The organism is Streptomyces sp. NPDC000941 (assembly GCF_053599555.1).
The window spans coordinates 25,016-50,024 of sequence record NZ_JBSFMM010000047.1; the positions used below are offsets into that span (position 1 = coordinate 25,016).

Consider the following 25,009-nt stretch of genomic DNA (forward strand, 5'->3'; position numbering starts at 1 on the left):
TCTTTTCGAGCGAGTACCCGACATCCCGGGAACGAATGCCGGAGATGCGCCATTCCCCCGAGGGCCATGAGCTCGGCGAACACGAGCCGACCCCGGCGGCGGGCGGCGTATCCGCAACGTCTAGAGTGGCGTGGTACGCGCAAGTCTTTACCGGCTCTTCATGTCCGGTGCTTGCTGGTTCTTGCTTCTACCAGGGGTGTGCGTGACGGCCGTCGATTCCCGTCCTGCGGGGGTGCTCGATTCGAGCCGGAGCCACCGGCCGCTCGGTGCCCGCGTCAAGGCTTTCGTGGCACTGACCAAGCCGCGTGTCATCGAGCTGCTGCTGATGACGACGGTGCCGGTGATGTTCCTGGCCGCCAAGGGCGTCCCGGATCTGTGGCTGGTGCTCGCCACCTGCGTCGGCGGCTATCTGTCGGCCGGCGGCGCGGCCGCGTTCAATATGTATTACGACCGCGACATCGACGCGCTCATGGCCCGCACCTCGCAGCGCCCGCTGGTCACCGGCATGGTCTCGCCGCGCGAATGCCTGGTCTTCGCCTTCGCGCTCACCGTCGGGTCCACCGCCTGGTTCTGGTTCCTGGTCAATCCGCTGTCCTCGATTCTGTCCCTCGGTGCGCTGGTTTTCTACGTCGTCGTCTACACGATGTGGCTCAAGCGGCGTACCGCGCAGAACATCGTGTGGGGCGGCATCGCCGGCTGTATGCCGGTGTTCATCGGATGGTCGGCCGTTACGAATTCGGTGTCCTGGGCCTCGGCGATTCTCTTCCTCGTCATCTTCTTCTGGACGCCGCCGCACTACTGGCCGCTGTCGATGAAGGTGAAGGACGACTACGAGCGCGTGGGCGTGCCCATGTTGCCTGTGGTCGCGGGCAACAAGGTGGTCGCCCGACAGATCGTCCTCTACAGCTGGGTCATGGTCATCGTCTCGCTGCTGCTGTGGCCGCTCGGCTACACCGGCTGGTTCTACCCGGTCGTGGCCGCGGCGCTGGGCGCGTTCTGGCTCAAGGAGGCGCACGGGCTGCAGGCGCGCGCCAAGGCCGGGATCACGGGGGCGGGGCTCAAGGAGATGCGGCTGTTCCACTGGTCCATCACCTATGTGTCGCTGCTGTTCATCGCCGTCGCCGTGGACCCCTTCCTGCGCTGATTACCAGCCGGTAGCATCGGCCTTATGGGAGACACCACGCAGACGGCCCCGGAAGGCCCGTCGGACGAGTCCGCACCGGGCAAGTCCGCGTCGAGCAAGTCCGCGTCGGCCAAGGCCGAGAAGCGGGCCAAGCGGCTCGCGCACCAGATGACGGCCTTCGCGCAGTCCCACGGCGGCAGCGCCGAGGGACAGCTCGCCCACATCGGCCGCGGCACCGTCCGCGTCGCCCTCGTCGGCGCCAACGGCGACTGGGGCAACCTGGTCGCCCCGTCCTACGAGACCGCCCGCCGCGCCGCGGAGACCGCGGGGATCACCCTGCACGACGACTTCGACGGCGAACTCGCCGCGAAGGTCCGCACCGGCCCGTACGAGTGGACCCGTATGGCCGGCATCCAACTCGGCGGCCCGAGCAACACGTAGCCCGCGCCGCGGCGGCTGTTTCTCCCCCGCCCCGCCCCTTCCCGTGGCATCCGCATGCGGCTCCGCCGCGCGGTGGGCCTCCGCCCATGGCCCCGGCCGACCGGGCTGGGGCCGAGCTGGGCTCGGGCATGGGGCCTGGCCCGGCAGGGGCCCTGAGCCCCCGAGGCGGCAGGGGGGCTTGCCCCAGGATCGGGAAGGGGCAGGGAGGGGAAACCTCCCGTCCCCGGCGGGCGCCCTTGCCGAGCCAGGCCGGGGCGGGCCAGGCTCGAGGTGGGCCCGGCGACACCTCATAACCGTTTCGCCCGTTAAGCCCTTCGATGCCCGACGGCGAGGAGGCGGCGGCGATGGACGAGGCGACGGGCACTCCGGCCGACCCGGCCCCCTCGGACGCCGCCAGTGAGTCCGTTCTGGACACGGCGGGCGTCCTGGACACGGCGGACAGACCCTCCGCCTGGGCGAGAGCGCTGCCGCCGCTCATCGACCAGCACAGCCACGGCGCCCTCCACGGCGAGCTCGGCCTCGGCTCGTTCGAAGCCCATCTCGCCGCCGCCGCGGGCTCCGGCACCGCCGCCCCGGCCGGCACCACCTTCTTCGACAGCTGGACCGGTCTGGCCGTACGCCGCTGGTGCCCACCGCTGCTCGGCCTGGAGGCCCACTGCGCCCCCGTCCGCTATCTCGCCCGCCGCCGCGAGCTGGGCGCCTACCGCGCCGGGCGGCTGCTGTTGCGCGGCGCGGGCATCGGCGCCTTCCTGCTGGAGTCGGGGTCGCCGGGCGAGCTCACCTCGGCCGACGAGCTGGCCGCGGCCGCGGACGGCCCGGTCCATGAGGTCATCCGCCTGGAGCCGCTGGCCGAAGAGGTCGCGGACACCTCGGGCTCGGTCGACTCCTTCATCGGCAACACCGCGGAAGCCCTGTACGCCGCGGCCCAGCACGTCACCGCCTTTGCCGTGGGCATCACCTTCTGCGACGAGACCCCGCCGGACCCCCGGGAGGTGCGGCGGGCGGCGGACCGCTGGCTCGGCGGGCGCACCCCGCGCGCCCGCCCCGCCGATCCGGCGCTGCTCCAGCATCTGCTGTGGAGCGCCGTCGCGACCGGACTGCCCGTACAGCTGCACTGCGCCGACCCCCAGCCGCTCGCGGGCTTTCTGCGCGCCACCGCGGGCGCCGGGACCGACCTGGTGCTGCTGCCCTGCCGGCCGCACCACCGCCGCGCCGCCCAGCTGGCCGCCGCGTTCGCGCACGTATACGCGGACGCGGGGCCCCGGCCGGGGGAGACCCTTGGCGAGGCGCCGTTCGGCAAGCTGCTGTTCTCGACCGGGGCGCGAGCGCTGCCCGAGCTGTATGTGACCGGCGCCCGGCTGTTCGTACGGTCCATGGCGCGGCTGGCGGCCGAGTGGGTCGCCGACGGCTTCTGCACCCGGCCGGAGGCGCGGCGCATCGCCGCGCTCGTCGCGGCCGGAACCGCGCGCCGGGTCTACCGGCTGGACGCGGCGGCCTCGGCCACGGGCTGAGCGGCGGGCGCGGGGGCGGCGACCGGCGCGGGAAGCTCGGCCCGTTCGCGCTGGGAGAGCAGGACCCGCAGCACCGCGATCCACACGAGGCACGAGCCGAACATGTGGATGCCGACGACGATCTCCGGCAGGTGCGTGAAGTACTGGATGTAGCCGATCACGCCCTGGAGGAGCAGCACGACGAGGAGTTCGAGGACCCGCCGGCGCGGCGCCGCCGGGGCCTTCACGGCGCGCAGCGTGAACCACAGGGCGGCGGTGAGGCCCAGCACGATGTAGACGAAGTCCACGTGCAGCTGGGTGATCTCCTGCCAGTCCAGCGGGATGCGGTGCACCTTCTGGGCGTCTCCCGCGTGCGGCCCGGCCCCGGTGACCACGGTGCCGATCACGATCAGCGCGCCGGTCGCGCCGACCAGCAGCCAGGACAGCTGGCGCACCGGCCGGGCGACGAGGTCGCGGGGCCCGGCGTCGCCCTCGCGCGCCCGCCACCAGGTCAGCACGGCGACCGTGAGCAGCGCCGTGGACAGCAGGAAGTGCGAGCTGACGATGTACGGGTTGAGCCCGGTGAGCACCGTGATGCCGCCGACGACGGCGTTGCCCATGACGATCCAGAACTGGGCCCAGCCGAGCTTGGTGAGGGAGCGGCGCATCGGCGTACGGGCCCGGGCCGCGATGATGAACAGGCCGACGACCCCGCACAGCACATACGTCAGCATGCGGTTGCCGAACTCGATGACGCCGTTGATGCCCATCGCGTGGGTGGGCGTCAGGCTGTCCTCCGTGCAGGTCGGCCAGGTCGGGCAGCCGAGCCCGGACTGGGTGAGCCGGACCGCGCCACCCGTCACCACGATGACCACAGCCATCACCACGGCGGCGAGCGCGGCGCGCTCCACGAACCGCGCGGACGGCTGCCAGCGGCGGGCGATCTGCTCGAGGGGGTTCAGCGAAGAGGGCACGTCGCCCATCGTATGCGGGCGCTTGTGCAGCTTTTCACGAGGGGGGCACGAGGGGTCCCACTACTCCCAGCGGAACCAGCGCGCCGCCGCCCCCAGCCCCAGCACCGCCCACACCGCCAGGATCCCCAGGTCCCCCCACGGCACCCCCGCCCCGTCCCGCAGCACGTCCCGCAGCCCGTCCGAGAGGGCCGAGATCGGCAGCAGCTGCAGCACGGCGCGCACCGCGTCCGGGAACTTGTCCAGCGACACGATCACCCCGCCGCCGACGAGCAGCAGCAGGAAGACGAGGTTGGCGGCCGCGAGGGTCGCCTCGGCCTTGAGAGTGCCCGCCATCAGCAGGCCGAGGCCGGAGAACGCGGCCGTGCCGAGGAGCAGCAGCAGCGCGACGGTGAGCGGGTTGCCGTGCGGGGACCAGCCGAGGGCGAGGGCGATCACGGTCAGCAGCGCGATCTGCAGCACCTCGGTGACCAGCACCGAGCAGGTCTTGGCGGTCATCAGGGCCCAGCGCGGCAGCGGCGAGGCGCCGAGCCGCTTGAGGACGCCGTACCGCCGCTCGAAGCCGGTCGCGATGGCCTGTCCGGTGAAGGCCGTGGACAGTACGGCGAGCGCCAGGACGCCGGGGGCGAGGAAGTCCACGGTCTTGCCGTCCGAGCCCGTGTCGACGATGTCGACGCTGCTGAACAGCACCAGCAGCAGGGACGGGATGATCACGGTCAGCAGCAGCTGCTCGCCGTTGCGCAGCAGCATCCGGGTCTCCAGGGCGGCCTGGGCGCGGATCATGCGCGGCAGCGGGGCCGGGCCCGGCTGTGGGGTGAAGGTTCCCGGGGCGGTCACGCGCGCAGCTCCTTGCCGGTCAGCTCGAGGAAGACGTCCTCCAGGGTGTGCCGCTCGACCGAGATCCGGTCCGGCATGACGCCGTTCTGGGCGCACCAGGAGGCGACGGTGGCCAGCAGCTGCGGGTCGATCTTGCCGGTGACGCGGTACGAGCCGGGGGTCAGCTCGTCGGCCGCGGAGTCGGCGGGCAGCGCCTTGAGCAGCGAGGGCAGGTCGAGCGCGGGGCGGCCGGTGAAGCGCAGCGTGTTCTCGGCTCCGCCGCGGCACAGCTGCTCCGGGCTGCCCTGGGCGATGACCTTGCCGCCGTCGACGATCGCGACGTCGTCGGCGAGCTCTTCGGCCTCGTCCATGTAGTGCGTGGTCAGCACGACGGTCACGCCGTCCCGGCGCAGATCGCGGACGAGGTCCCAGGTGGCGCGCCGGGCCTGCGGGTCGAGGCCGGCGGTGGGCTCGTCGAGGAAGACCAGTTCGGGGCGGCCGACGACGGCCATGGCGAGCGCGAGGCGCTGCTGCTGGCCGCCGGAGAGCCGGCGATAGGTCGTACGGCCGCAGGAGCCGAGGCCGAGCCGTTCTATGAGGTGGTCGACGTCGAGGGGGTGGGCGTACAGGCCCGCGGTGTGGCGCAGCATCTCTTCTGCGCGCGCCCCGGAGTAAACCCCTCCGGACTGGAGCATCACGCCGATCCGGGGGCGCAGCGCGGCAGCCTGGGTGACGGGGTCGAGGCCGAGGACGCGGACCGTGCCGCCGTCCGGCCGCCGGTATCCCTCGCAGGTCTCGACGGTGGTCGTTTTGCCTGCCCCGTTGGGGCCGAGCACGGCGGTCACGGTGGACCGCGCGATGGACAGGTCGAGCCCGTCCACGGCGGTCTTCGAGCCGTACCGCTTGACGAGGCCGAGGATGTCGACCGCGGGCTCTTCTCGCATGCCCGGCAGTCTACGAATCCCCCGGGGGGAGCCGGCGGGCAGGGCGGGGACGGACCTTGTTTCCGCAGGCAGGCCCGGGCCTCTTGCCGCAGGCAGGCCGGGCATCTCGGTTAGGTGTGCCTTAGTGACGCACTCCACCGGACCGCCGCCGGGACCTCGCTTGTACCTCCCCGGGGAATTACGCAACAATGGCGTTGTGAAATACGCGAGCGAAGCTCCGGCGGGACGCGCGGTCGAGGCGGCCGCGCGATCTGCCGTGCCCGCGTCCGTGCCTGCGTCCGCGTCCGTGCCCGCGCCCGATGAGCAGCACGGCACCCGTAACAAGGTCGCCCGCTCCATCCTCGACCATGGCCCGTCCACCGCGGCCGAGCTCGCCCTGCGGCTCGAGCTGACCCAGGCGGCCGTGCGCCGCCACCTCGACACCCTCGTCGCCGACGGCGTCGTCGAGCCCCGCGAGAAGAGGGTGTACGGGGCGCGCAGCCGCGGCCGCCCGGCCAAGGTCTTCGCGCTCACCGACTGCGGGCGCGACGCCTTCGACCAGGCGTACGACGAGCTGGCCGTGGACGCCCTGCGCTGGATCGAGCAGAGCGCCGGCGGCGGCGAGGCGGGCCGCGCCGCGGTCGCCGCCTTCGCGCGCGCCAGGCTCGCCGCCCAGGCCGTGGCGTACCGCCAGGCCGTCGAGGCAGCGGAGCCCGACAGCCGCGCCCACGCCCTTGCCCGCGCACTGTCCGCAGACGGGTACGCTGCTACGGCGCGCAGCGCACCGGTCGGCGAGCAGCTCTGCCAGCACCACTGCCCGGTCGCCCATGCGGCCGAGCGGTATCCGCAGCTGTGCGAGGCGGAGACCGAGGCCTTCTCCCAGCTCCTCGGGACTCATGTGCAGCGTCTGGCCACCATCGCCCATGGCGACGGGGTGTGCACGACCTACATCCCCGGGACCGGCAAGGCCGAGAAGGCCGCCCCCAGCAAGACCCCCAGCAAGACCAAGACCACCACAGCATCTGCCAGCACGGCCGGGAGGAACCCCGAATGACTCTCCCCACGGAGACCGCTCACCCCGAGCTCGAGGGGCTGGGCACTTACGAGTACGGCTGGGCCGACTCCGATGTGGCCGGGGCCTCGGCCAAGCGCGGCCTTTCCGAAGCTGTCGTCCGCGACATCTCGGCGAAGAAGTCCGAGCCGGAGTGGATGCTGAAGCTCCGGCTGAAGGGCCTCAAGCTCTTCGAGAAGAAGCCCATGCCCACCTGGGGCTCGGACCTCTCCGGTATCGACTTCGACAACATCAAGTACTTCGTGCGCTCGACGGAGCAGCAGGCCGCCTCCTGGGAAGAGCTGCCCGAGGACATCAAGAACACGTACGACAGGCTGGGCATCCCGGAGGCCGAGAAGCAGCGCCTCGTCGCGGGTGTCGCGGCCCAGTACGAGTCCGAGGTCGTCTACCACAAGATCCGTGAGGACCTTGAGGAGCAGGGCGTCATCTTCCTGGACACCGACACCGGCCTCAAGGAGCACCCGGAGCTCTTCAAGGAGTACTTCGGCTCGGTGATCCCGGTCGGTGACAACAAGTTCGCCTCGCTGAACTCGGCGGTGTGGTCCGGCGGCTCGTTCATCTACGTGCCGAAGGGCGTGCACGTGGAGATCCCGCTCCAGGCCTACTTCCGGATCAACACGGAGAACATGGGCCAGTTCGAGCGGACGCTGATCATCGTCGACGAGGATGCGTACGTCCACTACGTCGAGGGCTGCACCGCGCCGATCTACAAGTCGGACTCGCTGCACTCCGCGGTGGTCGAGATCATCGTCAAGAAGGGCGCCCGCTGCCGCTACACGACCATCCAGAACTGGTCGAACAACGTGTACAACCTGGTCACCAAGCGCGCCGTGGCCTACGAGGGCGCGACCATGGAGTGGGTCGACGGCAACATCGGCTCCAAGGTGACCATGAAGTACCCGGCCGTCTATCTGATGGGCGAGCACGCCAAGGGCGAGACCCTGTCCATCGCCTTCGCGGGCGAGGGCCAGCACCAGGACGCCGGCGCCAAGATGGTCCACATGGCGCCCCGCACCTCGTCCAACATCATCTCCAAGTCGGTGGCGCGCGGCGGCGGCCGCACCTCCTACCGCGGGCTGATCGAGATCGGCGAGGGCGCCGAGGGCTCCAAGTCCAATGTGCTGTGCGACGCGCTGCTGGTCGACACCATCTCCCGCTCGGACACCTACCCCTATGTGGACGTCCGCGAGGACGACGTGTCCATGGGCCACGAGGCGACCGTCTCCAAGGTCAGCGACGACCAGCTGTTCTACCTGATGAGCCGCGGCCTGTCCGAGGACGAGGCCATGGCGATGATCGTGCGCGGCTTCGTCGAGCCGATCGCGCGCGAGCTTCCCATGGAGTACGCGCTGGAGCTCAACCGGCTGATCGAGCTGCAGATGGAAGGCGCGGTCGGCTGACGCCGGCGCCTCCCCCGATACCCGCGGCGGCCGTCCCCAGGGAGGGCCCAGGTACGTCACCAGAAAGCGAGCTGTACAGCTGCCATGGCTGAAACCATTCCGGCCGGATCCACTACGGACGGTGCCATCCAGGTGGGCGGCCAGCCCACCGATGCGAGGCTCGGCGCCATCGCGTCGTACGACGTGGCCGACTTCCCGGTGCCGCATGGCCGTGAGGAGGAGTGGCGGTTCACTCCTCTGGAGCGGCTGCGCGGTCTGCACGACGGCACGGCCGAGGCCACCGGCGGGCTGCGGGTCGAGGTGAGCGCCCCCGAGGGCGTCACCGTCGAGACCGTGGACCGTACGGACCCGCGCCTGGGCAAGGCCGGCAAGCCCGTCGACCGGATCGCGGCGCAGGCGTACAGCTCCTTCGAGAAGGCCTCGGTGGTCTCGGTCGCCAAGGAGACCGTGCTCACCGAGCCCGTGCGGATCTCCGTGCACGGCGAGGGCGGCACCGCCTACGGCCACCAGGTCGTGGAGGTCGGCGCCTTCGCCGAGGCCGTCGTGGTCATCGACCACACCGGCGACGCCACCCTCGCGGCCAATGTGGAGTTCCTGGTCGGCGACGGCGCCAAGCTCACCGTCGTCTCGATCCAGGACTGGGCCGACACCGCCGTCCACGCCGCGCAGCACACCGCGCTCGTCGGCCGCGATGCCACGTTCAAGTCCGTGGTCGTCACCTTCGGCGGCGATGTGGTGCGCCTCCACCCGCGCGTCATCTACGGCGCCCCGGGCGGTGAGGCCGAGCTCTACGGCCTGTACTTCACCGACAACGGCCAGCACCAGGAGCACCGGCTCTTCATCGACCACGACACCCCGCACTGCCGGAGCAACGTGGCCTACAAGGGCGCGCTCCAGGGCAAGGACGCCCACGCGGTCTGGATCGGCGATGTGCTGATCCGCGCCGCGGCCGAGGGCACCGACACCTACGAGCTCAACCGCAACCTCGTGCTGACCGACGGCGCGCGCGTCGACTCGGTGCCGAACCTGGAGATCGAGACCGGCGAGATCGTCGGCGCCGGCCACGCCAGCGCGACCGGCCGCTTCGAGGACGAGCAGCTGTTCTACCTGATGGCGCGCGGCATCCCGGCCGACGAGGCCCGCCGTCTTGTCGTCCGCGGCTTCTTCGCCGAGCTCGTCCAGCAGATCGGCATCCCCGAGCTTGAGGAGCGCCTGATCGCCAAGATCGAGGCCGAGCTGAAAGCGTCCGTCGCATGAGCCAGACCTTTGTACGCGCCTGCGCGCTGAGCGAGCTGGAGGACGACACCCCCAAGCGGGTGGAGCTCGACGGCGTGCCCGTGTCGCTCGTGCGCACCGAGGGCGAGGTCTTCGCGATCAACGACATCTGTTCGCATGCGAACGTCTCGCTGTCCGAGGGCGAGGTGGAGGACTGCCAGATCGAGTGCTGGCTGCACGGCTCCAGCTTCGACCTGCGCACCGGCAAGCCGTCCGGCCTCCCCGCGACGCGCCCCGTCCCCGTATACCCCGTAAAGATCGAAGGGGACGACGTGCTCGTCTCCGTCACCCAGGAGTCCTGAGGCACCCATGGCAACGCTTGAGATCCACGACCTGCACGTCTCCGTCGAGGCCGAAGGCGGCCCCCGCGAGATCCTGCGCGGTGTCGACCTGACCGTGAAGCAGGGCGAGACCCACGCCATCATGGGCCCCAACGGCTCCGGCAAGTCCACGCTGGCGTATTCGCTCGCCGGTCACCCCAAGTACCAGGTCACCGGCGGCACGGTGACGCTGGACGGCGAGGACGTGCTGGCCATGTCCGTCGACGAGCGGGCCCGCGCGGGCGTCTTCCTCGCCATGCAGTACCCGGTGGAGGTCCCCGGGGTCTCCGTCTCCAACTTCCTGCGCACCTCGGCCACCGCCATCCGCGGTGAGGCGCCGAAGCTGCGCACCTGGGTGAAGGAGGTCAAGGAGGCCATGGAGCGCCTTTCCATCGACCCCGCCTTCGCCGAGCGCAACGTCAACGAGGGCTTCTCCGGCGGTGAGAAGAAGCGACACGAGATCCTCCAGCTCGAACTGCTGAAGCCCCGCATCGCGATCCTCGACGAGACGGACTCCGGTCTGGACGTCGACGCGCTGCGCGTGGTCTCCGAGGGCGTCAACCGCGTCCGCGAGACCGGTGAGGTCGGCACCCTGCTGATCACCCACTACACGCGCATCCTGCGATACATCAAGCCCGACTACGTCCATGTCTTCGCGGCGGGTCGGATCGCCGAGTCCGGCGGCGCGGAGCTCGCGGACAAGCTGGAGGAAGAGGGCTACGAGGCTTATGTGAAGGGCGGCGCGACGAGTGAGTGACGACGACAGGGGCCGTTTCGGCGGCCAGGGGTTCGGCGACGTATACGGAGGCGCAGGGACATGACACAGCTGCCGGGCCTCCTCGACACCGAGGCGATCCGCAAGGACTTCCCGATCCTGGACCGGCTGGTCCACGACGGCAAGAAGCTCGTGTACCTGGACAACGCGGCCACGTCGCAGACGCCGCGTCAGGTGCTCGACGTACTCAGCGAGTACTACGAGGTGCACAACGCCAATGTGCACCGCGGAGTGCATGTGCTCGCCGAGGAGGCCACGGCGCTGTACGAAGGCGCCCGGGACAAGGTGGCCGCCTTCATCAACGCGCCGAGCCGGGACGAGGTGATCTTCACCAAGAACGCCTCGGAATCGCTCAACCTCGTCGCCAACATGCTGGGTTGGGCCGATGAGCCCTACCGCGTGGACAGCGACACCGAGATCGTCATCACGGAGATGGAGCACCACTCCAACATCGTCCCCTGGCAGCTGCTCTCGCAGCGCACGGGCGCGAAGCTGAAGTGGTTCGGCCTCACCGACGACGGCCGGCTCGACCTGTCGAACATAGACGAGATCATCACCGAGAAGACCAAGGTCGTCTCGTTCGTGCTGGTCTCCAACATCCTCGGCACGGTCAACCCGGTCGAGGCGATCGTCCGCCGGGCACAGCAGGTCGGCGCCCTCGTCGTGATCGACGCCTCGCAGGCCGCCCCGCATATGACGATGGACGTACAGGCGCTCCAGGCCGACTTCGTGGCCTTCACCGGCCACAAGATGTGCGGCCCGACAGGCATCGGCGTGCTGTGGGGCCGTCAGGAGCTGCTGGAGGACCTGCCCCCGTTCCTCGGCGGCGGCGAGATGATCGAGACCGTCTCGATGCACTCCTCCACCTACGCCCCGGCGCCGCACAAGTTCGAGGCCGGTACGCCCCCGATCGCCCAGGCCGTCGGCCTCGGCGCGGCTGTGGACTATCTGACCTCGATCGGCATGGACAACATCGCCCGCCATGAGCACGCGGTCACCGAGTACGCGGTGCGCAGGCTCCTGGAGGTCCCCGGCCTGCGCATCATCGGCCCGACCACGGCCGAGGACCGCGGCGCCGCGATCTCCTTCACGCTCGGGGACATCCACCCCCATGACGTGGGTCAGGTGCTCGACGAGCAGGGCATCGCGGTCCGGGTCGGCCACCACTGCGCCCGGCCCGTCTGCCTCAGGTACGGAATTCCCGCGACCACGCGAGCGTCGTTCTATCTGTACTCCACCCCGGCCGAGGTCGACGCCTTGGTCGAGGGCCTGGAGCACGTTCGGAACTTCTTCGGGTAGGGGCGTGCTGCGTGAAGCTTGATTCGATGTATCAGGACGTGATCCTCGACCACTACAAGCACCCGCACGGGCGGGGCCTGAGGGACGGGGACGCCGAGGTACACCACACCAATCCGACCTGCGGGGACGAGATCACCCTCCGGGTCCGTCTCGACGGCGAGACCATCGAGGATGTGAGCTACGACGGCCAGGGCTGTTCCATCAGCCAGGCCAGCGCTTCCGTGCTCAATGAGCTGCTGGTCGGCAAGGAGATCGGCGAGGCGCGCAGAATCCAGGAAACGTTTCTGGAGTTGATGCAGTCCAAGGGCAAGACCGAGCCGGACGACGCGATGGAGGAGGTGCTGGAGGACGCGGTCGCGTTCGCCGGCGTCTCCAAGTACCCGGCCCGGGTGAAGTGTGCCCTGTTGAGCTGGATGGCGTGGAAGGACGCGACCGCCCAGGCGCTGGGCGAGCGCGCCGAAGGGAAGATCGTATGAGTGACATCGTGGAAACAGCCGTCAAGCCGGCCGGCGAGGAAGAGGTCCGCGAGGCCCTGTACGACGTCGTGGACCCCGAGCTGGGCATCGACGTGGTCAACCTGGGGCTCGTCTACGGCATCCACATCGACGACGCCAATATCGCCACCCTCGATATGACGCTGACGTCCGCGGCCTGTCCGCTGACCGATGTCATCGAGGACCAGGCGAAGTCGGCCACCGAAGGCATCGTCAACGAGCTGCGCATCAACTGGGTCTGGATGCCGCCGTGGGGCCCCGACAAGATCACCGACGACGGCCGTGAGCAGCTTCGCGCCCTCGGCTTCAACGTCTGACGGCCGCTGACGGCAGCAGCACGCCTGAACAGCCCCCGCGCCTCGGCGCGGGGGCTGTTCGCGTATTCCGGGTGTTTCCCGGTGTTTCCGGGTGTCGGTTGCGTACGGTCGTACGCATCGTTGTGTACACTCGTACGCATGGGATATCTGACGCTCGCCGGGGCGATCACCGCCGAGATCCTGGCCACCACCTCGATGAAGTACAGCGAGGGCTTCAGCAAGCTCTGGCCCTCGCTGGCCACCGCTGCCGGTTATCTGGTCGCTTTCGCGCTGCTCGCGCAGACCCTCAAGACGGTCTCGATGGGCACCGCGTACGCCATATGGGCCGGGGCCGGGACCGCCGTCATCGCGGCGATCGGCATGCTCTTCCTCGGCGAGGCCGCCACCGTCGCCAAGGTGGCCGGGGTGCTGCTGGTGATCGCCGGGGTGATCGTGCTCAACCTCGGCGGGGCCCACTGATGGCCCGCCGCTACGACCCCGAGCGGCGGCAGCGCATCATCGACGCCGCGGCTGCCGTGGTCCGCGAGCGCGGTATCGCGGGGCTCAGCCACCGGACCGTGGCCGCCGCGGCCGATGTGCCGCTGGGCTCGACGACGTACCACTTCGCCACCCTCGACGATCTGCTGATCGCGGCGCTCCGGCAGATCAACGCGGAGTGGCTGGCGGAGGTGGAGCGCTGGGCGGAGGGTGTCGATCCGGCCGCGCCGCCCGCCGACGAGCTGGCCCGGTGGCTGGAGGAGCAGTTCGCGGGCGACCGGGCGCGGTTGGAGCTGGAGTATGAGCTGTACTTCGCCGCGCTGCGCCATGAGGGGCTGCGCCCGCTCGCCGCCGAGTGCCTGGACGAGATGGCCCGGATGCTGACGCGACTGGTGCCCGACGCGGCCGCGGCGCGCGCGGTGGTGGCTCTGATCGACGGGCTGACCTTGCAGGTGCTGCTGGCGGACCGCCCGTACGACCGGGAGGGCACCCGCGCGGTGCTGGCGCGGATCATGGGCGCGGACGGGGACGAGGGCGGCGGGGACGTGGACGGCGGCCTGCGCGTGAACGCTCGCTGAGCCGGGAGGACGGTGGATGATCGGTTGCTGGCATGGCCTGTCGACACCGGACCACCGGCAGCGGATGACGGGCTGCCCGGATGGCCTGCCGACGCCGGACGTCCGCCTGCAGGGACCGCTCGCCGAGCCCGGACGGTCGGCTGCCGGGACGGCCTGCCGACGCCGGACGTCCGGCTGCCCGGGATGGCCTGTCGGCAAGGGATGACGGGCTGCCAGGAGCTGCCCGCCAGCGCCGGATGGCCGGCTGCCGAGACTGCCCGCCGACGCTGGGCGTCCGGCTGCCGGGGCCTGCCCGCCGGCATTGGGCGTCCGGCCGTTGCAGGGACCGGCCGCTTACGGGACCGGCCGCCGACGCCGGATGTCCGGCCGCCCCGAATGGCCTCGCTACAGCCGGATGTCCGGCGCCGGGACTGCCTGCCGACAGCGGGTCACCGGCTGCCCGGACCGCCTGCCGACAGGGGCCGACCGGCCGCCCGAATCGCTCGTCGACGCCGGATGTTCGGCCGTCCGGACCGCCCGCCGACAGCGGACGACCGACCGCCCCGGACCGCTCGCTGAGACCGGTTCGCCTCCCGGGCCCGGCTCCGGTTAGCGTTCTGACCATGACCGACGCAGCCATCACCACCAGCACCACCCACACCGGCGCAGCCGCCGCCGGTCTTGCCACCCTCGCCGAGGACGGCACCGTTCTCGACACCTGGTTCCCGGCCCCCGAGCTGGTCGCCGAGCCCGGCCCGGCCGGGACCGAGCGGCTGAGCGACGAGCGCGCCGCCGAGCTGCTGGGCGACACCGCCCTCAAGGCCCTCGGGCCGGACCCGCGCCGCGGGGTCGAGGTCGTGGCCGTCCGTACGGTCATCGGCTCCCTCGACGACAAGCCGCTCGACGCGCACGACGTCTATCTGCGGCTGCACCTGCTCAGCCACCGCCTGGTCAAGCCGCACGGCCAGAGCCTGGACGGCATGTTCGGCCTGCTGGCCAACGTGGCCTGGACCTCGCTCGGCCCCGTCCCCGTCGACCAGGTCGAGCGGGCCCGCCTCGCGGCCCGCGCCGAGGGGCTGCAGCTGTCGGTGACCAGCGTGGACAAGTTCCCGCGGATGACCGACTACGTGGTCCCCGCCGGGGTGCGCATCGGCGACGCCGACCGGGTCCGGCTCGGCGCCCATCTGGCCTCCGGGACCACGGTCATGCACGAGGGCTTCGTCAACTTCAACGCCGGGACGCTGGGCACCTCCATGGTCGAGGGCCGGATCAGCGCGGGCGTCGTGGTCGGCGACGGTTCGGACATCGGCGGCGGTGCGTCGATCATGGGCACGCTGTCGGGCGGCGGCAAGCAGACGATCTCCATCGGCGAGCGCTGCCTGCTGGGCGCCGAGGCGGGCATCGGCATCTCGCTCGGTGACGACTGCATCGTCGAGGCGGGCCTGTACGTGACCGCGGGCACCAGGATCGCCCTGCCGGACGGCACGATCCACAAGGCGCTGGAGCTGTCCGGCGTCAACAACCTCCTCTTCCGCCGCAACTCCACCACCGGCGCGGTCGAGGCGCTGCCGCGCAGCGGCTCGTGGGGCGGCCTCAACGAGGCGCTGCACAGCCACAACTGAGCCTCAGGGCGTGGGGCGGGCGCTCCAGGGTCAGCGCCCGCCCGCCACCTCGCCGTACGCGGCCAGCAGCTTGTCGGTCAGCTCCTGGCCGGCCGGGAGCAGCGGGGCCCGGACCGGGCCCGCGGGCAGTCCGAGCGCGCCGAGCAGCGCCTTGGCGGTGACCACCCCCGGCGTGCCGGCGGCCATCATCCGCTCGATGAGCGGGGTGAGGGCCAGATGGCGCCGGGCGGCCTCGCCCGGATCCCCCGTGTCGTATGCGTCGAGCACCGCGCGCACCTGCTGACCTGCGACGTTGGCCACGACGCTGACGTAGCCGACGCCGCCGATGGCCCGCAGCGGCAGATTCAGCTCGTCGCAGCCGGAGAAGTAGGCGAGGTCGGTGGCGGCCATCACCTTCGCCGCCTTCAGCAGGTTGTACGCGCTGTCCTTGACGGCCGTGATGCGAGGATGTTCGGCGAGCCGCAGCAGCGTGTCGGCGGCGAGCTCGGTGCCGGTGCGGGCGGGGATGTCGTACAGCATCACGGGCAGCCCGACGGCGTCCGCGACCGTACGGAAGTGCTCCGCCACGGCGTCCTGCGGCGGCCGGCTGTAGTACGGGGTGACGACGAGCAGGCCGTGCGCTCCGGCCTTTTCGGCCGCGCGGGCCAGCTCGACGGTGTGCCGGGTGTCGCTGGTGCCCACCCCCGCGGTGATCCGGGCCCGGTCGCCGACGGCTTCCACGACGGCCCGCAGCAGTGCCTCCTTCTCGGCGTCGGAGGTGGTCGGGGACTCGCCGGTGGTGCCGCTGACCACGATTCCGTCGCAGCCGCCCCGGTCCAGCAGATGGGTGGCCAGGCGCTGGGCGCCGTCGAGGTCGAGGGCGCCGTCCTCGTCGAACGGGGTGATCATGGCGGCGGCGGTACGGCCGAAGGGGCCCAGGGACATGTGTGAACGCTCCGTGCGGCAGGAGGACGGGACAGGGGGTGTTTCCTGCGCTGGATTCTGGGCCCCTTCGGGGTACAGGTCTATTTAATTGTGCTGGTCCGACAGTTCAGTACTGCTACGGCTTCACTCGGACGATCTGCGGGTCGTGGTCGCTGGACTGGTCCGCGAACTCCGCGTTGATGTGCACGATGTCGTAGTCCGGGCGGCGCACGGCGTGGCTGGTCAGGATGTGGTCAAGCACCTGCGAATTGCCGTTGTAGACATAGCCGTAGCGCTCGTCCTTCGGCAGCCCGGTGACCAGGTCGGTGAGCACCCCGCCGTTGGTGAGATCGGCCAGCGCGGGCGAGAACTGGTAGTCGTTGAGGTCGCCCGCGACGACGACCCGCGACTGCGGGTCCACGGCCAGCAGCTTCTTGACGAAGGCGTTGACCGCTTCGGCCTGCCCGGTGCGCTGGGTCTCCGAGCCGCGGGCCGGGGGCTGGAAGCGGCTGTCCAGGCCCTGGTCGCCACCCTTGGAGTTGAAGTGGTTGGCGACCACGAAGACCGGGCGGCCCCGGAAGGAGAACTGCCCGGCCAGCGGCTTGCGGCTGTCCTTCCAGACCGGGTTCTCGGGGTCGATACGGCCAGGGGAGGCCGACAGGCCCGCCTTGCCGCCGTCGTCCGTCACCCGCACCGCGGTGGTGGCGTCCCCGCCCGCGACATCGGTGAAGGAGACCCGCTCGGGGTTGAAGAGGAAGGCGACGCGGATGTTGCCGCCCGGCTGGCCGCCGTCCTGGTCGTCGGCCGGGTCGATCTGCCGCCACTCGTACGCGGGGCCGCCGGCCGCCTTGATCGCGTCAGTGAGCTTCTTGAGCGTGGCTCCGGCGCTGGTGACCGCGTCGTTCGTCGGGCCGTTGTCGTCCTGGACCTCCTCCAGGGCGACGATGTCGGGCGAGGCGAGGTTGTCCACGAGGCCCGAGGCGAGCCGGTCGAACTTCGCCTGCGCGGTCTTGGGGGACAGGTTCTCCACGTTGTACGTGGCGATGGACAGCTCGTCGGCCTTCTGCTTACGGGTGGTCTCCCGGGCCAGGTTTCCGTCCGCGAGCTCGCCGAGCGCGGTGGCCTGGATCTCGTAGCCGCCGAAGTTGTCGTAGTCCAGCGGCCCCGCGGTGGTGCCGGTCAGCCGGTCGCCGACATCGGCGACGGGGAAGGGGCGCTGGGCGAACGGGATGAGGGAGGCGACCTTGACCCGGCCGGCGTTCGGGTCGCGGTAGGAGCTGTAGAGCGCGCCGCCGCGGGCGGTACGGGCGTGGCCGGGCTCGGCGGTCACCCACAGCTCGTCGTACTGGGTGGTCGCGCCCACGACCGGGGCGTCCTTGACGGAGACGCGCATGCCCTCCAGGGACTCATAGCGGTCCAGGGCGTAGGAGTTCGGGCGCAGCCGCAACTCTTCTATATTGCCGCTATTGCCGCTATTGCCGCTATTGCCGCCCGATGCGTCGGGGGCGTAGCGGTCGGGGACGGTGGAGGGGGTGAGCGCATAAGCGGCGGGCAGCGCGTTGCCCGAGGACTCGACCGTCCAGGTCGCCTTGGTGAGCTCGGTGACCGACTGCAGCCCGGCGTCCGCACCGCCCGGGTAGTACTCGCTGACCGTGCCGGAGACCCGCACCGCGTCCCCGACGGCGACCGACGGGGTCGTCGAACCGGTGTAGACGAAGATCGCCTCGCTGGTGGCCCGGTCCCGGTCGGGGTGCGGGTCCTGGAACCAGAAGCCGCGCGAGGAGCCGAAGGCGCGGATCGCCGTGACCGTGCCGGGAACCTCGGACACCTGTTTGCCCGCGAACGGGGATATTCGGGTGCTGCCCTGGATGTCATGGATCCGGATCTCGGCGGCGGCCGCCGATTGTGGGGCGGCGAGCAGCCCGGCCGCGAGCGCGGAGGCGACGACGGCGGTGACGGTGGCGGGACCGCGCAGGGCGCGTGGGGGCATGGTGGGGCCTCCGATGAGGGAGCGACGAGACGTTTACCAGGGGCGCACAAGCGTCTACGCGCGTCAATGTCCTTCTTCACCAGGGCAGTTGTCAAGGGACGGCTGGTGTACGGGCGGGGTCGGGGCGTGAACCGGGGCACGGCGCGGGGGTGGGGCGCGCTCCGGCGCCCGTGGGGTCGGCCGCTCATGTCGTATGCCGGGTCCATGGCCGAATTCGCAGGCCGACGTCCCCTTGACGGCACATCGGGACGAAACAGCCCCACCTTCCGTCTAGGCTGGACCCGGTCGCGCCCCTGGTGCCGCGGCCCCTCCCGAGCACGATCCATCCCAAGAGTTCCATCATGAGTTCCATCACGCGTTCAACCGTTTCCATCGTTCCAGCCGTTTCGTCCGCTCCATCCGCTCCCGAGGAGATGACTCCGCCGATGCCCGGAGACCGCCCCACCCTGCCGCCCGTGCGGCTTCGCTCCGAGGCCGAACTCGCCCGGGACGCGCTCAGCGCCCCCCTGCTGGCCCGCGCGGTACGGCTCGCCCGCTGGGCCGGGCCACAGCGGCCGGTCGCGGCGGGCGGCGTGCTCACCGAGCCCGATCTGCGTGCGGCGGCCGAGCACCTGGGCCTCGGCACCGACGAGGACGGGCCGGGGTACGCGGCGGAGGCCTGGCAGCTGGCCGTCGACACCGGGCTGATCGAGGTCCAGGAGCCCGCGCCGGCGGCTGAGGGCGCGGCGGCCGACGGGGATGTCGACGAGGACCTCGACGAGGACGGAGCCACGGGGATCGCCACCCCCGGCGAGGAGCTGCGGCTGATCACCGAGGGCAGCCCGCGGGACGTCCTGGACATCTGGCTCGGCGGCTTCGAGACCGTACTCGCCGACGCGGCGGCCCCCGACCTCGCCGAGATCGTCGACCAGATCGGCGACGACGGCGAGATCGACCTCGACGAGATCGACTGGAACCCCGAGGAGGAGGCCGAGTTCCTGGACGGGGTGCTGGGCAATCTGTATCTGCTGACCGCCCTGGACGAGGAGGACGCCGGCCGCGCCGTGCCGCTCCCCGCGCTCGCCGCCGCCATGATCGTCCCCGAGGACATGGAGGAGCCCACCGACGACATCCTCGAGGAGATCTCCGAGGCGATGGTCCGCCTCGACGACCAGTTCCGGATGCTGGAGCCGACCGGCCTGGTCGAGTACCAGCCCGTGGACGAGGCGCTGATCGAGGAGGTCGACGGCGAGGGCCGCTTCCCCGAGACCGCCGGATCGCCCCTCGGCTCCGACCCCCTCGGCCCCGACGAGGACGACTTCTCCCGCTACGGCATGGTCAGGCTCACCCCGCTCGGCGTCTTCGGTGTGCGCAACCGCATGCTGGACGCCGGTATCGACGCCCCGGCCGTCGGCGACCTGGCCGACAAGGGCGCGGAGGTCCTGCTGGACGCCCTGCCCGGGCACCCGGAGACCGCGGCGCGCGCCGAGGCCGAGCAGTGGCTGGCCCGCCGTACGCCCGACGCGGCCGCCCGCGAGCTGCTGGCCGCCGCGCGCGGCGACGACACGAGCGCGCCGCTGCGCCGTCTGGCCTGCCAGCAGACGCTCTCGCTGGTCGGGGACGCGGCCGAGCCCGCGCTGCGCGAGGTGCTTGACGACTGGCACCTGGGCGGCCTGGCCCGGGTATGGCTGGCCGAACACGCGATGCCCGATGTCCCGGAGCCGTCCGAGGAGATGGTGTTCTGGCTGACGGTGGACACCATCGCGGCCCAGCTCGCCGCCGAAGGCGACTCCGCCGAGCTGCGGGAGCTGGTGCGCGGCCTCGTCGAGCAGTCCGGGAGCTTCTTCGACTCGGCGTGGCGGGTGGACCACCCGGCGACCGCCGAGGTGCTGGAGGCGATGGGGCGGCTGCACCCGGACAAGAAGACCGCCAAGGAAGCGCGGAAGGCGGCCTTCAAGGCGCGCTCACGCGTCTGACGCTCCACCGTCACGCGCCTGACGCTCCTGCGGGAGCCTGGCGCTGGTTCGGCCTGTCCGCGTCAATCGAACCGTCGATGTCGCGTCCAGTTCAACTGTTGTTCGGCCGGGGACGGGAGCGTAGGCGCGCAGTCGGTGGACAGATCTGGCCATTCAGGAGATGAAGATGCCGCTCACCCGCAGAGACTTCGCGAAGAGTTCCGCGTATACCGGTGTCGCCCTCGTCGGCAGCGCCGGGGTGCTCGCCACCGCCCCGGCGCGCTGGCCGCGGAGCCGTCCGAGGACCTGACCACCACCGACGCGGCCGAGCGGGGCGGTGCCCGGTTCGGCTACGGCCCGCTCGTCGCCGATCCCAAGGGCCTCCTCGCGCTCCCCGCCGGCTTCAGCTACCGGGTCATCACCCGCACCGGCCAGACCAAGCTGGAGTCCGGCGAGTCCACCCCCTCCAACCACGACGGCACCGCCACCTTCGAGGGCACCCGCGGCGCCACGCTGCTCGTCAACAACCACGAGCTGAAGGGCCCGCGGGCCGACTGGCCGCACCCCGTGCCGCTGACCGAGGGCCTCGTCTACGACCCGGCGGCCTCCGGTGGCTGTACCGTCGTCGAGGTCTCCAAGCACGGCGACCATGTCACCGAGTGGGTCGGCATCGCGGGCACCTCCACCAACTGCGCGGGCGGATCCACCCCGTGGGGCACCTGGCTGACCTGCGAGGAGACCGAGGACAAGGCCGGCAAGAACGGCATGACCAAAGACCACGGCTATGTCTTCGAGGTGGACCCGCACGACCGCCGGGCCAACCGCGACCCCAAGCCGATCAAGGCGCTGGGGCGCTACGCCCACGAGGCCGTCGTCGTCGACTCCAAGCGCGGCCACCTCTACCTGACCGAGGACGCCTCCGGCCCGAACGGCCTGTTCTACCGCTGGGTCCCGCCGCGCGGTTTCGAGCACGGACGCGGCAAGCTGCGCACCCTCGCCGATGACGCGGGTGTGCTGCAGGCCCCCAAGTGCTTCGACTCCGGCGGCAACTTCGTCGACGACCTGTCGCGCGCGACCAAGACCGGCACGGTCTACGGCGTGGACTGGGTGGACGTGCCCGACCGCGACGCGAAGTCGGTCCCGGTGCGCAAGCAGTTCGACGTCGGCCAGGTCACCCGGGCCCGCAAGCTGGAGGGCATGTGGTGGGGCGACGGTGGCGCGTACATCGTCTCCTCGTACGCCCGTGAGGAGAGCCCGGTCGCGCACGACGGCCAGGTCTGGTTCTACGACCCGAAGCGGCGCACCCTGACCCTGAAGGTGCTGCTCGGCGTCAACCCCGACCCGTCCAAGGACGGCGCCTTCGACGGCCCCGACAACATCACCGTCTCGCCGTACGGCGGTCTGGTCATCGCCGAGGACGGCGAGGGCGTCCAGCACCTCTTCGGCGCCACGGACGACGGCCGTACGTACCCGATCGCGCGCAACGAACTCAACATTGGCACCGCGGAGGAGCCGGAGTACAGCGAGTTCACCGGCGTCTGCTTCTCGCCCGACGGCCGCACCCTCTACGCCAACATCCAGACTCCCGGCATCATGCTGGCCATCACCGGCCCCTGGCGCCGCCAGCGCCCCCGCGGCTGATCATCCCTCAGCTCCGGGCCGTCCCCGCGCATCTGGCGGGGGCGGCCCGTATTTTCTGCGACACCGCTGCGACACCTCTGCCCGCTCCGCTCGTTGTACGGGCTACGGGACGGCCCGGGCCGGAGCGCCGACCTTCCTCCCTCTTCGGCGGTCCGGCCTGGGCCCCCGGTGCCGGGCCCGTCCTGGATCAGATGCTCAGCCGACCCAGCCGACTCAGAGCGCCTTGCCGGCGGGCTTCACCATCCCGCGGACCGTACGGGAGTCCACGTACTCGCCCATCGCGGTCATCTCCCACTCGCCCGAGAACTGCTTGATGAACTTGGCCATCATCACGCCCGTACGCGGCTCGGAGTGGGTCAGATCGAAGCGGACCAGCTCCTCGCCCGTCCCCGCGTCCAGCAGGCGGCAGTAGGCCTTCGCGACATCGGTGAACTTCTGGCCGGAGAAGGAGTTGACCGTGAAGACCAGGCCGGTGACCTCCGGCGGCAGCCCGCCGAGGTGGACCGTGATGGTCTCGTCGTCGCCACCGCCCTCACCGGTGAGGTTGTCGCCGGAGTGCTGGATCGTGCCGTTGAGAATCGAGAGCTTGCCGAAGAAGCAGGCGTCGATTTTCTTGCGGTCCACGCCGAAGGCGATCACGGACGCGTCGAGGTCGATGTCCTTGCTGCGGTAGGCGGGCTCCCAGCCCAGGCCCATCTTGACCGAACTCTGCAGCGGTCGGCCGCCCTTGACCAGCGACACCGTCTGGTTCTTCTGGAGATTGACGCGGCCCTTGTCGAGGTTGATCTTCCCGGCGCCGGGCGCCGCGGCCGCGGCTGCCGGGGCGGCGACCGGGGGAGCGGGCGGCGGGGCGGCGGGCATCGGCGGAGGCTGGAAACCGGCGGGCGGACCGGCGGGCGGCGGCGCCTGGACGGCCGCGGGGGCGGGGGCCGCGGGCGCGGCGGGCTCCTCCACCGTCACACCGAAGTCGGTGGCGATGCCCGCCAGCCCGTTCGCATACCCCTGCCCGACCGCGCGCACCTTCCACGCGCCATTGCGCCGGTACACCTCGACGATCACGAGCGCGGTCTCGGCGCCGAGCTGGGGCGGGGTGAATGTCGCGATCACGGCGCCGTCGTCCGCGCCGCGCACGGTGGCCGTCGGCTCGGTGCCCGAGAACGTCGCCCCGGGCGCGTCCAGGCTCGCGGTCACCACGATCTTCTCGATGTCGCCCGGCACGGCGGTGGTGTCGACGGTGATCGTGTCACCCGCGCCGCCCGCCCCGGCGCCGTGGGTCACGCCGGGCCCGGCGGGCTGGTTGTAGAAGACGAAGTCGTCATCGGAGCGCACTTTGCCATTGGCGGTGAGGAGCAGGCCCGACACATCCAGCCGCACCGGGGCGGTGACATCCACTGCCACGCGCGCGACGGACAGGGGGAGGTTCGAGCCGGGAGTCATAGCGGTCATGCCCGGGGTAACGAACGTGCCCGCTTTACGGTTCCTTGACCTGCCTCTCGTTCCCAAGGCTCGGCCCCAAAGGGTGAACGGCCCCGCGGCGGTCACCTCACTCGTCCACCGCGTCCCGCACGATCCGGGCCCGGTCCCCCGCTTCTTTCTCCGGCCAGGACGCGACCAGCTCGCGCAGCAGCTCCCGGTGCTGATCGATCAGGTGGCTGTAGGTGAGGCCGATGGCCCCCTCCACCTGGATCGACAAGTCGACAGAGCGGGCGGCGCGCACCAGCACGGCGGTGATCCGCGGCTCGTTCAGACCGAAGAGCGCGTTGACCGCGTCGGTGCGCAGCTCCATGTCCGCCGTGCCGTCGAAGATCAGCTCCTCGAGCGAGTCGACGACCCGCTCGTCCGGCGCCTCCCACCGCTCGAGACACCAGCTCGCCGCGGCCACGGCACCCTCGCGGACCACGGCCGGAGCGGTGTCCGCCCGCAGCGCGGCCACGATCGTCGCCGCGTCCTCGGGCTCGCCCAGTTCCTTCAGGATGTTCAGCGCGCTCGCGTGGCTCGCGCCCAACCCCGTCTCCGGGCTCAGCGCGGCCGGGGACGGCGGCTGCCGCAGGACCGCGCGAGCGGCCGTGAGCACGTCCGGGGCATGCTCGGCGTCGTCGAGGCCGAAGCGGGTGATCCCCTCGGCGAGGTGGAAGTGGTCGAGCGCGATTCCCACCGCCACCGGCGACTCGCTGTGCAACAACGTGCGCAGCGCCGACCGGTGCGCGGCCTCCCCGGTGGGGGACCGCAGCTCGCGATGCGCGGCGCGCAGCTCCGCGCTCGGCGGTTCGGCCCCTTCCCAGTGCAGGCTGTGCGGGCCCTCGGCGAGCGCGTCGCGGACCTCATCCGCCGCGGTGGACCGCTGCTCGGCCGACCAGCTCCGAACCAGGCGTTCCAACAGGGGGCGGTGTGCGTAGAAGCGCGCCCCCGCCGCCAGCGCCGCGGCGGCCTCCTGCTGGACCCGCCACTCGGCGTCATCGGTCGCACGGACAAGGGACTCGGTCGCCTCCGCTCCCGGGGTTTCGCGCAGCGCGGCGACGGCCGCGACACGATCACGGCATGCCTCCACCCGGGCGATCAGCGCGACGAGCCGCGGATCGGGAGCCTCACCGACTTCCTCCTCGGCTCCCCCCTCGGCTCCCCCCTTCTCGTCCTCTTCGTACTCTTCCTCCTCGTCCACGAGGATGTGCGCGGCATCGAGAGCACGCTCCAGCAGGTTCACTTCCGGCATCCGTGCCAGGACCCCGGCGATCGCGTCGGCGTCCCGGTCCTCCAGGCCACCGCGCGTCAGGGCGGCCAGCGCGCTCGCGTGGTTGGCGCCCTCCTTGGCTACGCCGTCCCCGGGCCTCGGCGGCTGCGCGAGCAGCCGACGGGCGACCGCGAACACCTCCTCCGCATGCGGCTCCAGCGGGTTGCCTCCCACATACCGGCTCGTCATCTCCGCACGGTCGTAGTAGTCCAGCGCGATGCCGCAGGCGACCGTGTCACCGCTGCGCAGCAGCGTCAGATAGCCACGCTCGAACGCCTCCGGGGTGGTCGGATCATTCGTCGTCGCAAACGCTTCCCGCAACTCTTCGTCGCGGAACTCGCGCTCCCAGTACCACGATTGGAACTCCAGCAGAAAGACGGTGAGATACATCCCGGGAGTAGACCATTCGCGCCGCCGCGCATGCCACCGCCGCCCTGGATC

The 25,009-nt window shown here is 71.2% G+C and carries 22 protein-coding genes and 1 pseudogene; 16 read left to right on the forward strand and 7 right to left on the reverse strand.

Annotated features, from left to right (window positions below; genetic code table 11):
- Positions 1–202 precede the first annotated feature (202 nt).
- The 3 genes from ACWDSL_RS17550 to ACWDSL_RS17560 all read left to right on the forward strand — a co-directional run bounded on the left by ACWDSL_RS17550 (position 203) and on the right by ACWDSL_RS17560 (position 3,075).
- Entirely contained in the window at positions 203–1,144 is a 942-nt protein-coding gene (locus ACWDSL_RS17550) for a heme o synthase (protein ID WP_450486251.1), read from the forward strand.
- 24 nt (positions 1,145–1,168) lie between these two features.
- The gene (locus tag ACWDSL_RS17555) at positions 1,169–1,564 is read left to right on the forward strand and encodes a hypothetical protein (RefSeq protein WP_450486253.1); all 396 of its coding nucleotides are present in this window, start codon (positions 1,169–1,171) and stop codon (positions 1,562–1,564) included.
- Positions 1,565–1,881: 317 nt separating this feature from the next.
- Positions 1,882–3,075 carry an amidohydrolase gene (locus ACWDSL_RS17560; RefSeq protein WP_450486255.1) on the forward strand — a complete coding sequence of 398 codons (1,194 nt, stop codon included), beginning with the start codon at positions 1,882–1,884 and terminating at the stop codon, positions 3,073–3,075.
- Here the strand turns inward: ACWDSL_RS17560 and ACWDSL_RS17565 are convergent.
- The 3 genes from ACWDSL_RS17565 to ACWDSL_RS17575 are packed head-to-tail and all read right to left on the reverse strand — an operon-like array spanning position 3,039 to position 5,785.
- The gene (locus ACWDSL_RS17565) at positions 3,039–4,028 is read right to left on the reverse strand and encodes a COX15/CtaA family protein (RefSeq protein WP_450486257.1); all 990 of its coding nucleotides are present in this window, start codon (positions 4,026–4,028) and stop codon (positions 3,039–3,041) included. The two genes, ACWDSL_RS17560 and ACWDSL_RS17565, sit on opposite strands and share 37 nt — an antisense overlap.
- Positions 4,029–4,088: 60 nt before the next feature.
- Entirely contained in the window at positions 4,089–4,862 is a 774-nt protein-coding gene (locus ACWDSL_RS17570) for an ABC transporter permease (protein ID WP_450486259.1), read from the reverse strand.
- Entirely contained in the window at positions 4,859–5,785 is a 927-nt protein-coding gene (locus ACWDSL_RS17575) for an ABC transporter ATP-binding protein (RefSeq protein ID WP_450486261.1), read from the reverse strand. Before ACWDSL_RS17575 ends, ACWDSL_RS17570 begins: the two co-directional genes overlap by 4 nt.
- A 256-nt stretch (positions 5,786–6,041) precedes the next feature.
- On the opposite strand from ACWDSL_RS17575, the gene ACWDSL_RS17580 reads away from it, so the two are divergent.
- The 11 genes from ACWDSL_RS17580 to dapD all read left to right on the forward strand — a co-directional run bounded on the left by ACWDSL_RS17580 (position 6,042) and on the right by dapD (position 15,372).
- Positions 6,042–6,818 (forward strand): helix-turn-helix transcriptional regulator, encoded by a 777-nt coding sequence (locus ACWDSL_RS17580; protein WP_450486301.1) that lies wholly within the window; start codon positions 6,042–6,044, stop codon positions 6,816–6,818.
- Entirely contained in the window at positions 6,815–8,236 is a 1,422-nt protein-coding gene (gene sufB / locus ACWDSL_RS17585) for a Fe-S cluster assembly protein SufB (RefSeq protein WP_450486263.1), read from the forward strand. The genes ACWDSL_RS17580 and sufB overlap by 4 nt, the downstream gene beginning before the upstream one ends.
- Before the next feature lie 84 nt (positions 8,237–8,320).
- Positions 8,321–9,493 carry a Fe-S cluster assembly protein SufD gene (gene sufD / locus ACWDSL_RS17590; RefSeq protein WP_450486265.1) on the forward strand — a complete coding sequence of 391 codons (1,173 nt, stop codon included), beginning with the start codon at positions 8,321–8,323 and terminating at the stop codon, positions 9,491–9,493.
- On the forward strand, positions 9,490–9,813 hold the full coding sequence (locus tag ACWDSL_RS17595) for a bifunctional 3-phenylpropionate/cinnamic acid dioxygenase ferredoxin subunit (protein ID WP_014180620.1): 324 nt from the start codon (positions 9,490–9,492) through the stop codon (positions 9,811–9,813). Before sufD ends, ACWDSL_RS17595 begins: the two co-directional genes overlap by 4 nt.
- A 7-nt stretch (positions 9,814–9,820) precedes the next feature.
- Positions 9,821–10,588 carry a Fe-S cluster assembly ATPase SufC gene (gene sufC, locus ACWDSL_RS17600; RefSeq protein ID WP_089511311.1) on the forward strand — a complete coding sequence of 256 codons (768 nt, stop codon included), beginning with the start codon at positions 9,821–9,823 and terminating at the stop codon, positions 10,586–10,588.
- A gap of 60 nt (positions 10,589–10,648) precedes the next feature.
- Positions 10,649–11,905: a cysteine desulfurase gene (locus ACWDSL_RS17605; protein ID WP_450486268.1), complete on the forward strand. Its 1,257-nt coding sequence runs from the start codon at positions 10,649–10,651 to the stop codon at positions 11,903–11,905.
- Positions 11,906–11,916: 11 nt separating this feature from the next.
- Positions 11,917–12,381, forward strand: a complete 465-nt coding sequence (gene sufU / locus ACWDSL_RS17610; protein WP_450486270.1) for a Fe-S cluster assembly sulfur transfer protein SufU — start codon at positions 11,917–11,919, stop codon at positions 12,379–12,381.
- Positions 12,378–12,716: a metal-sulfur cluster assembly factor gene (locus ACWDSL_RS17615; RefSeq protein ID WP_450486272.1), complete on the forward strand. Its 339-nt coding sequence runs from the start codon at positions 12,378–12,380 to the stop codon at positions 12,714–12,716. The genes sufU and ACWDSL_RS17615 overlap by 4 nt, the downstream gene beginning before the upstream one ends.
- Positions 12,717–12,854: 138 nt before the next feature.
- On the forward strand, positions 12,855–13,175 hold the full coding sequence (locus ACWDSL_RS17620; protein ID WP_450486274.1) for a DMT family transporter: 321 nt from the start codon (positions 12,855–12,857) through the stop codon (positions 13,173–13,175).
- Entirely contained in the window at positions 13,175–13,771 is a 597-nt protein-coding gene (locus ACWDSL_RS17625) for a TetR/AcrR family transcriptional regulator (RefSeq protein ID WP_450486276.1), read from the forward strand. Before ACWDSL_RS17620 ends, ACWDSL_RS17625 begins: the two co-directional genes overlap by 1 nt.
- Positions 13,772–14,373: 602 nt before the next feature.
- The gene (gene dapD, locus ACWDSL_RS17630) at positions 14,374–15,372 is read left to right on the forward strand and encodes a 2,3,4,5-tetrahydropyridine-2,6-dicarboxylate N-succinyltransferase (protein WP_450486278.1); all 999 of its coding nucleotides are present in this window, start codon (positions 14,374–14,376) and stop codon (positions 15,370–15,372) included.
- 30 nt (positions 15,373–15,402) lie between these two features.
- Here dapD and dapA read toward each other — a convergent pair whose 3' ends face one another.
- Both dapA and ACWDSL_RS17640 read right to left on the reverse strand, forming a co-directional pair.
- Positions 15,403–16,296, reverse strand: a complete 894-nt coding sequence (dapA, locus tag ACWDSL_RS17635; RefSeq protein ID WP_450486280.1) for a 4-hydroxy-tetrahydrodipicolinate synthase — start codon at positions 16,294–16,296, stop codon at positions 15,403–15,405.
- 115 nt (positions 16,297–16,411) lie between these two features.
- The gene (locus ACWDSL_RS17640) at positions 16,412–18,265 is read right to left on the reverse strand and encodes an endonuclease/exonuclease/phosphatase family protein (RefSeq protein WP_450486282.1); all 1,854 of its coding nucleotides are present in this window, start codon (positions 18,263–18,265) and stop codon (positions 16,412–16,414) included.
- 425 nt (positions 18,266–18,690) lie between these two features.
- Between ACWDSL_RS17640 and ACWDSL_RS17645 the strand changes: the two genes are divergently transcribed.
- Positions 18,691–20,220 carry a hypothetical protein gene (locus ACWDSL_RS17645; protein ID WP_450486284.1) on the forward strand — a complete coding sequence of 510 codons (1,530 nt, stop codon included), beginning with the start codon at positions 18,691–18,693 and terminating at the stop codon, positions 20,218–20,220.
- A 166-nt stretch (positions 20,221–20,386) separates the two neighbouring features.
- Positions 20,387–21,840 (forward strand): annotated as a pseudogene (locus ACWDSL_RS17650) (alkaline phosphatase PhoX).
- 213 nt (positions 21,841–22,053) lie between these two features.
- Here ACWDSL_RS17650 and ACWDSL_RS17655 read toward each other — a convergent pair.
- Both ACWDSL_RS17655 and ACWDSL_RS17660 read right to left on the reverse strand, forming a co-directional pair.
- A complete protein-coding gene (locus tag ACWDSL_RS17655) occupies positions 22,054–23,277 on the reverse strand; it encodes a TerD family protein (protein WP_450486303.1) in 1,224 nt (407 codons plus the stop codon).
- Between the two features lie 106 nt (positions 23,278–23,383).
- On the reverse strand, positions 23,384–24,958 hold the full coding sequence (locus ACWDSL_RS17660) for a hypothetical protein (protein ID WP_450486286.1): 1,575 nt from the start codon (positions 24,956–24,958) through the stop codon (positions 23,384–23,386).
- Between the last annotated feature and the right edge of the window lie 51 nt (positions 24,959–25,009).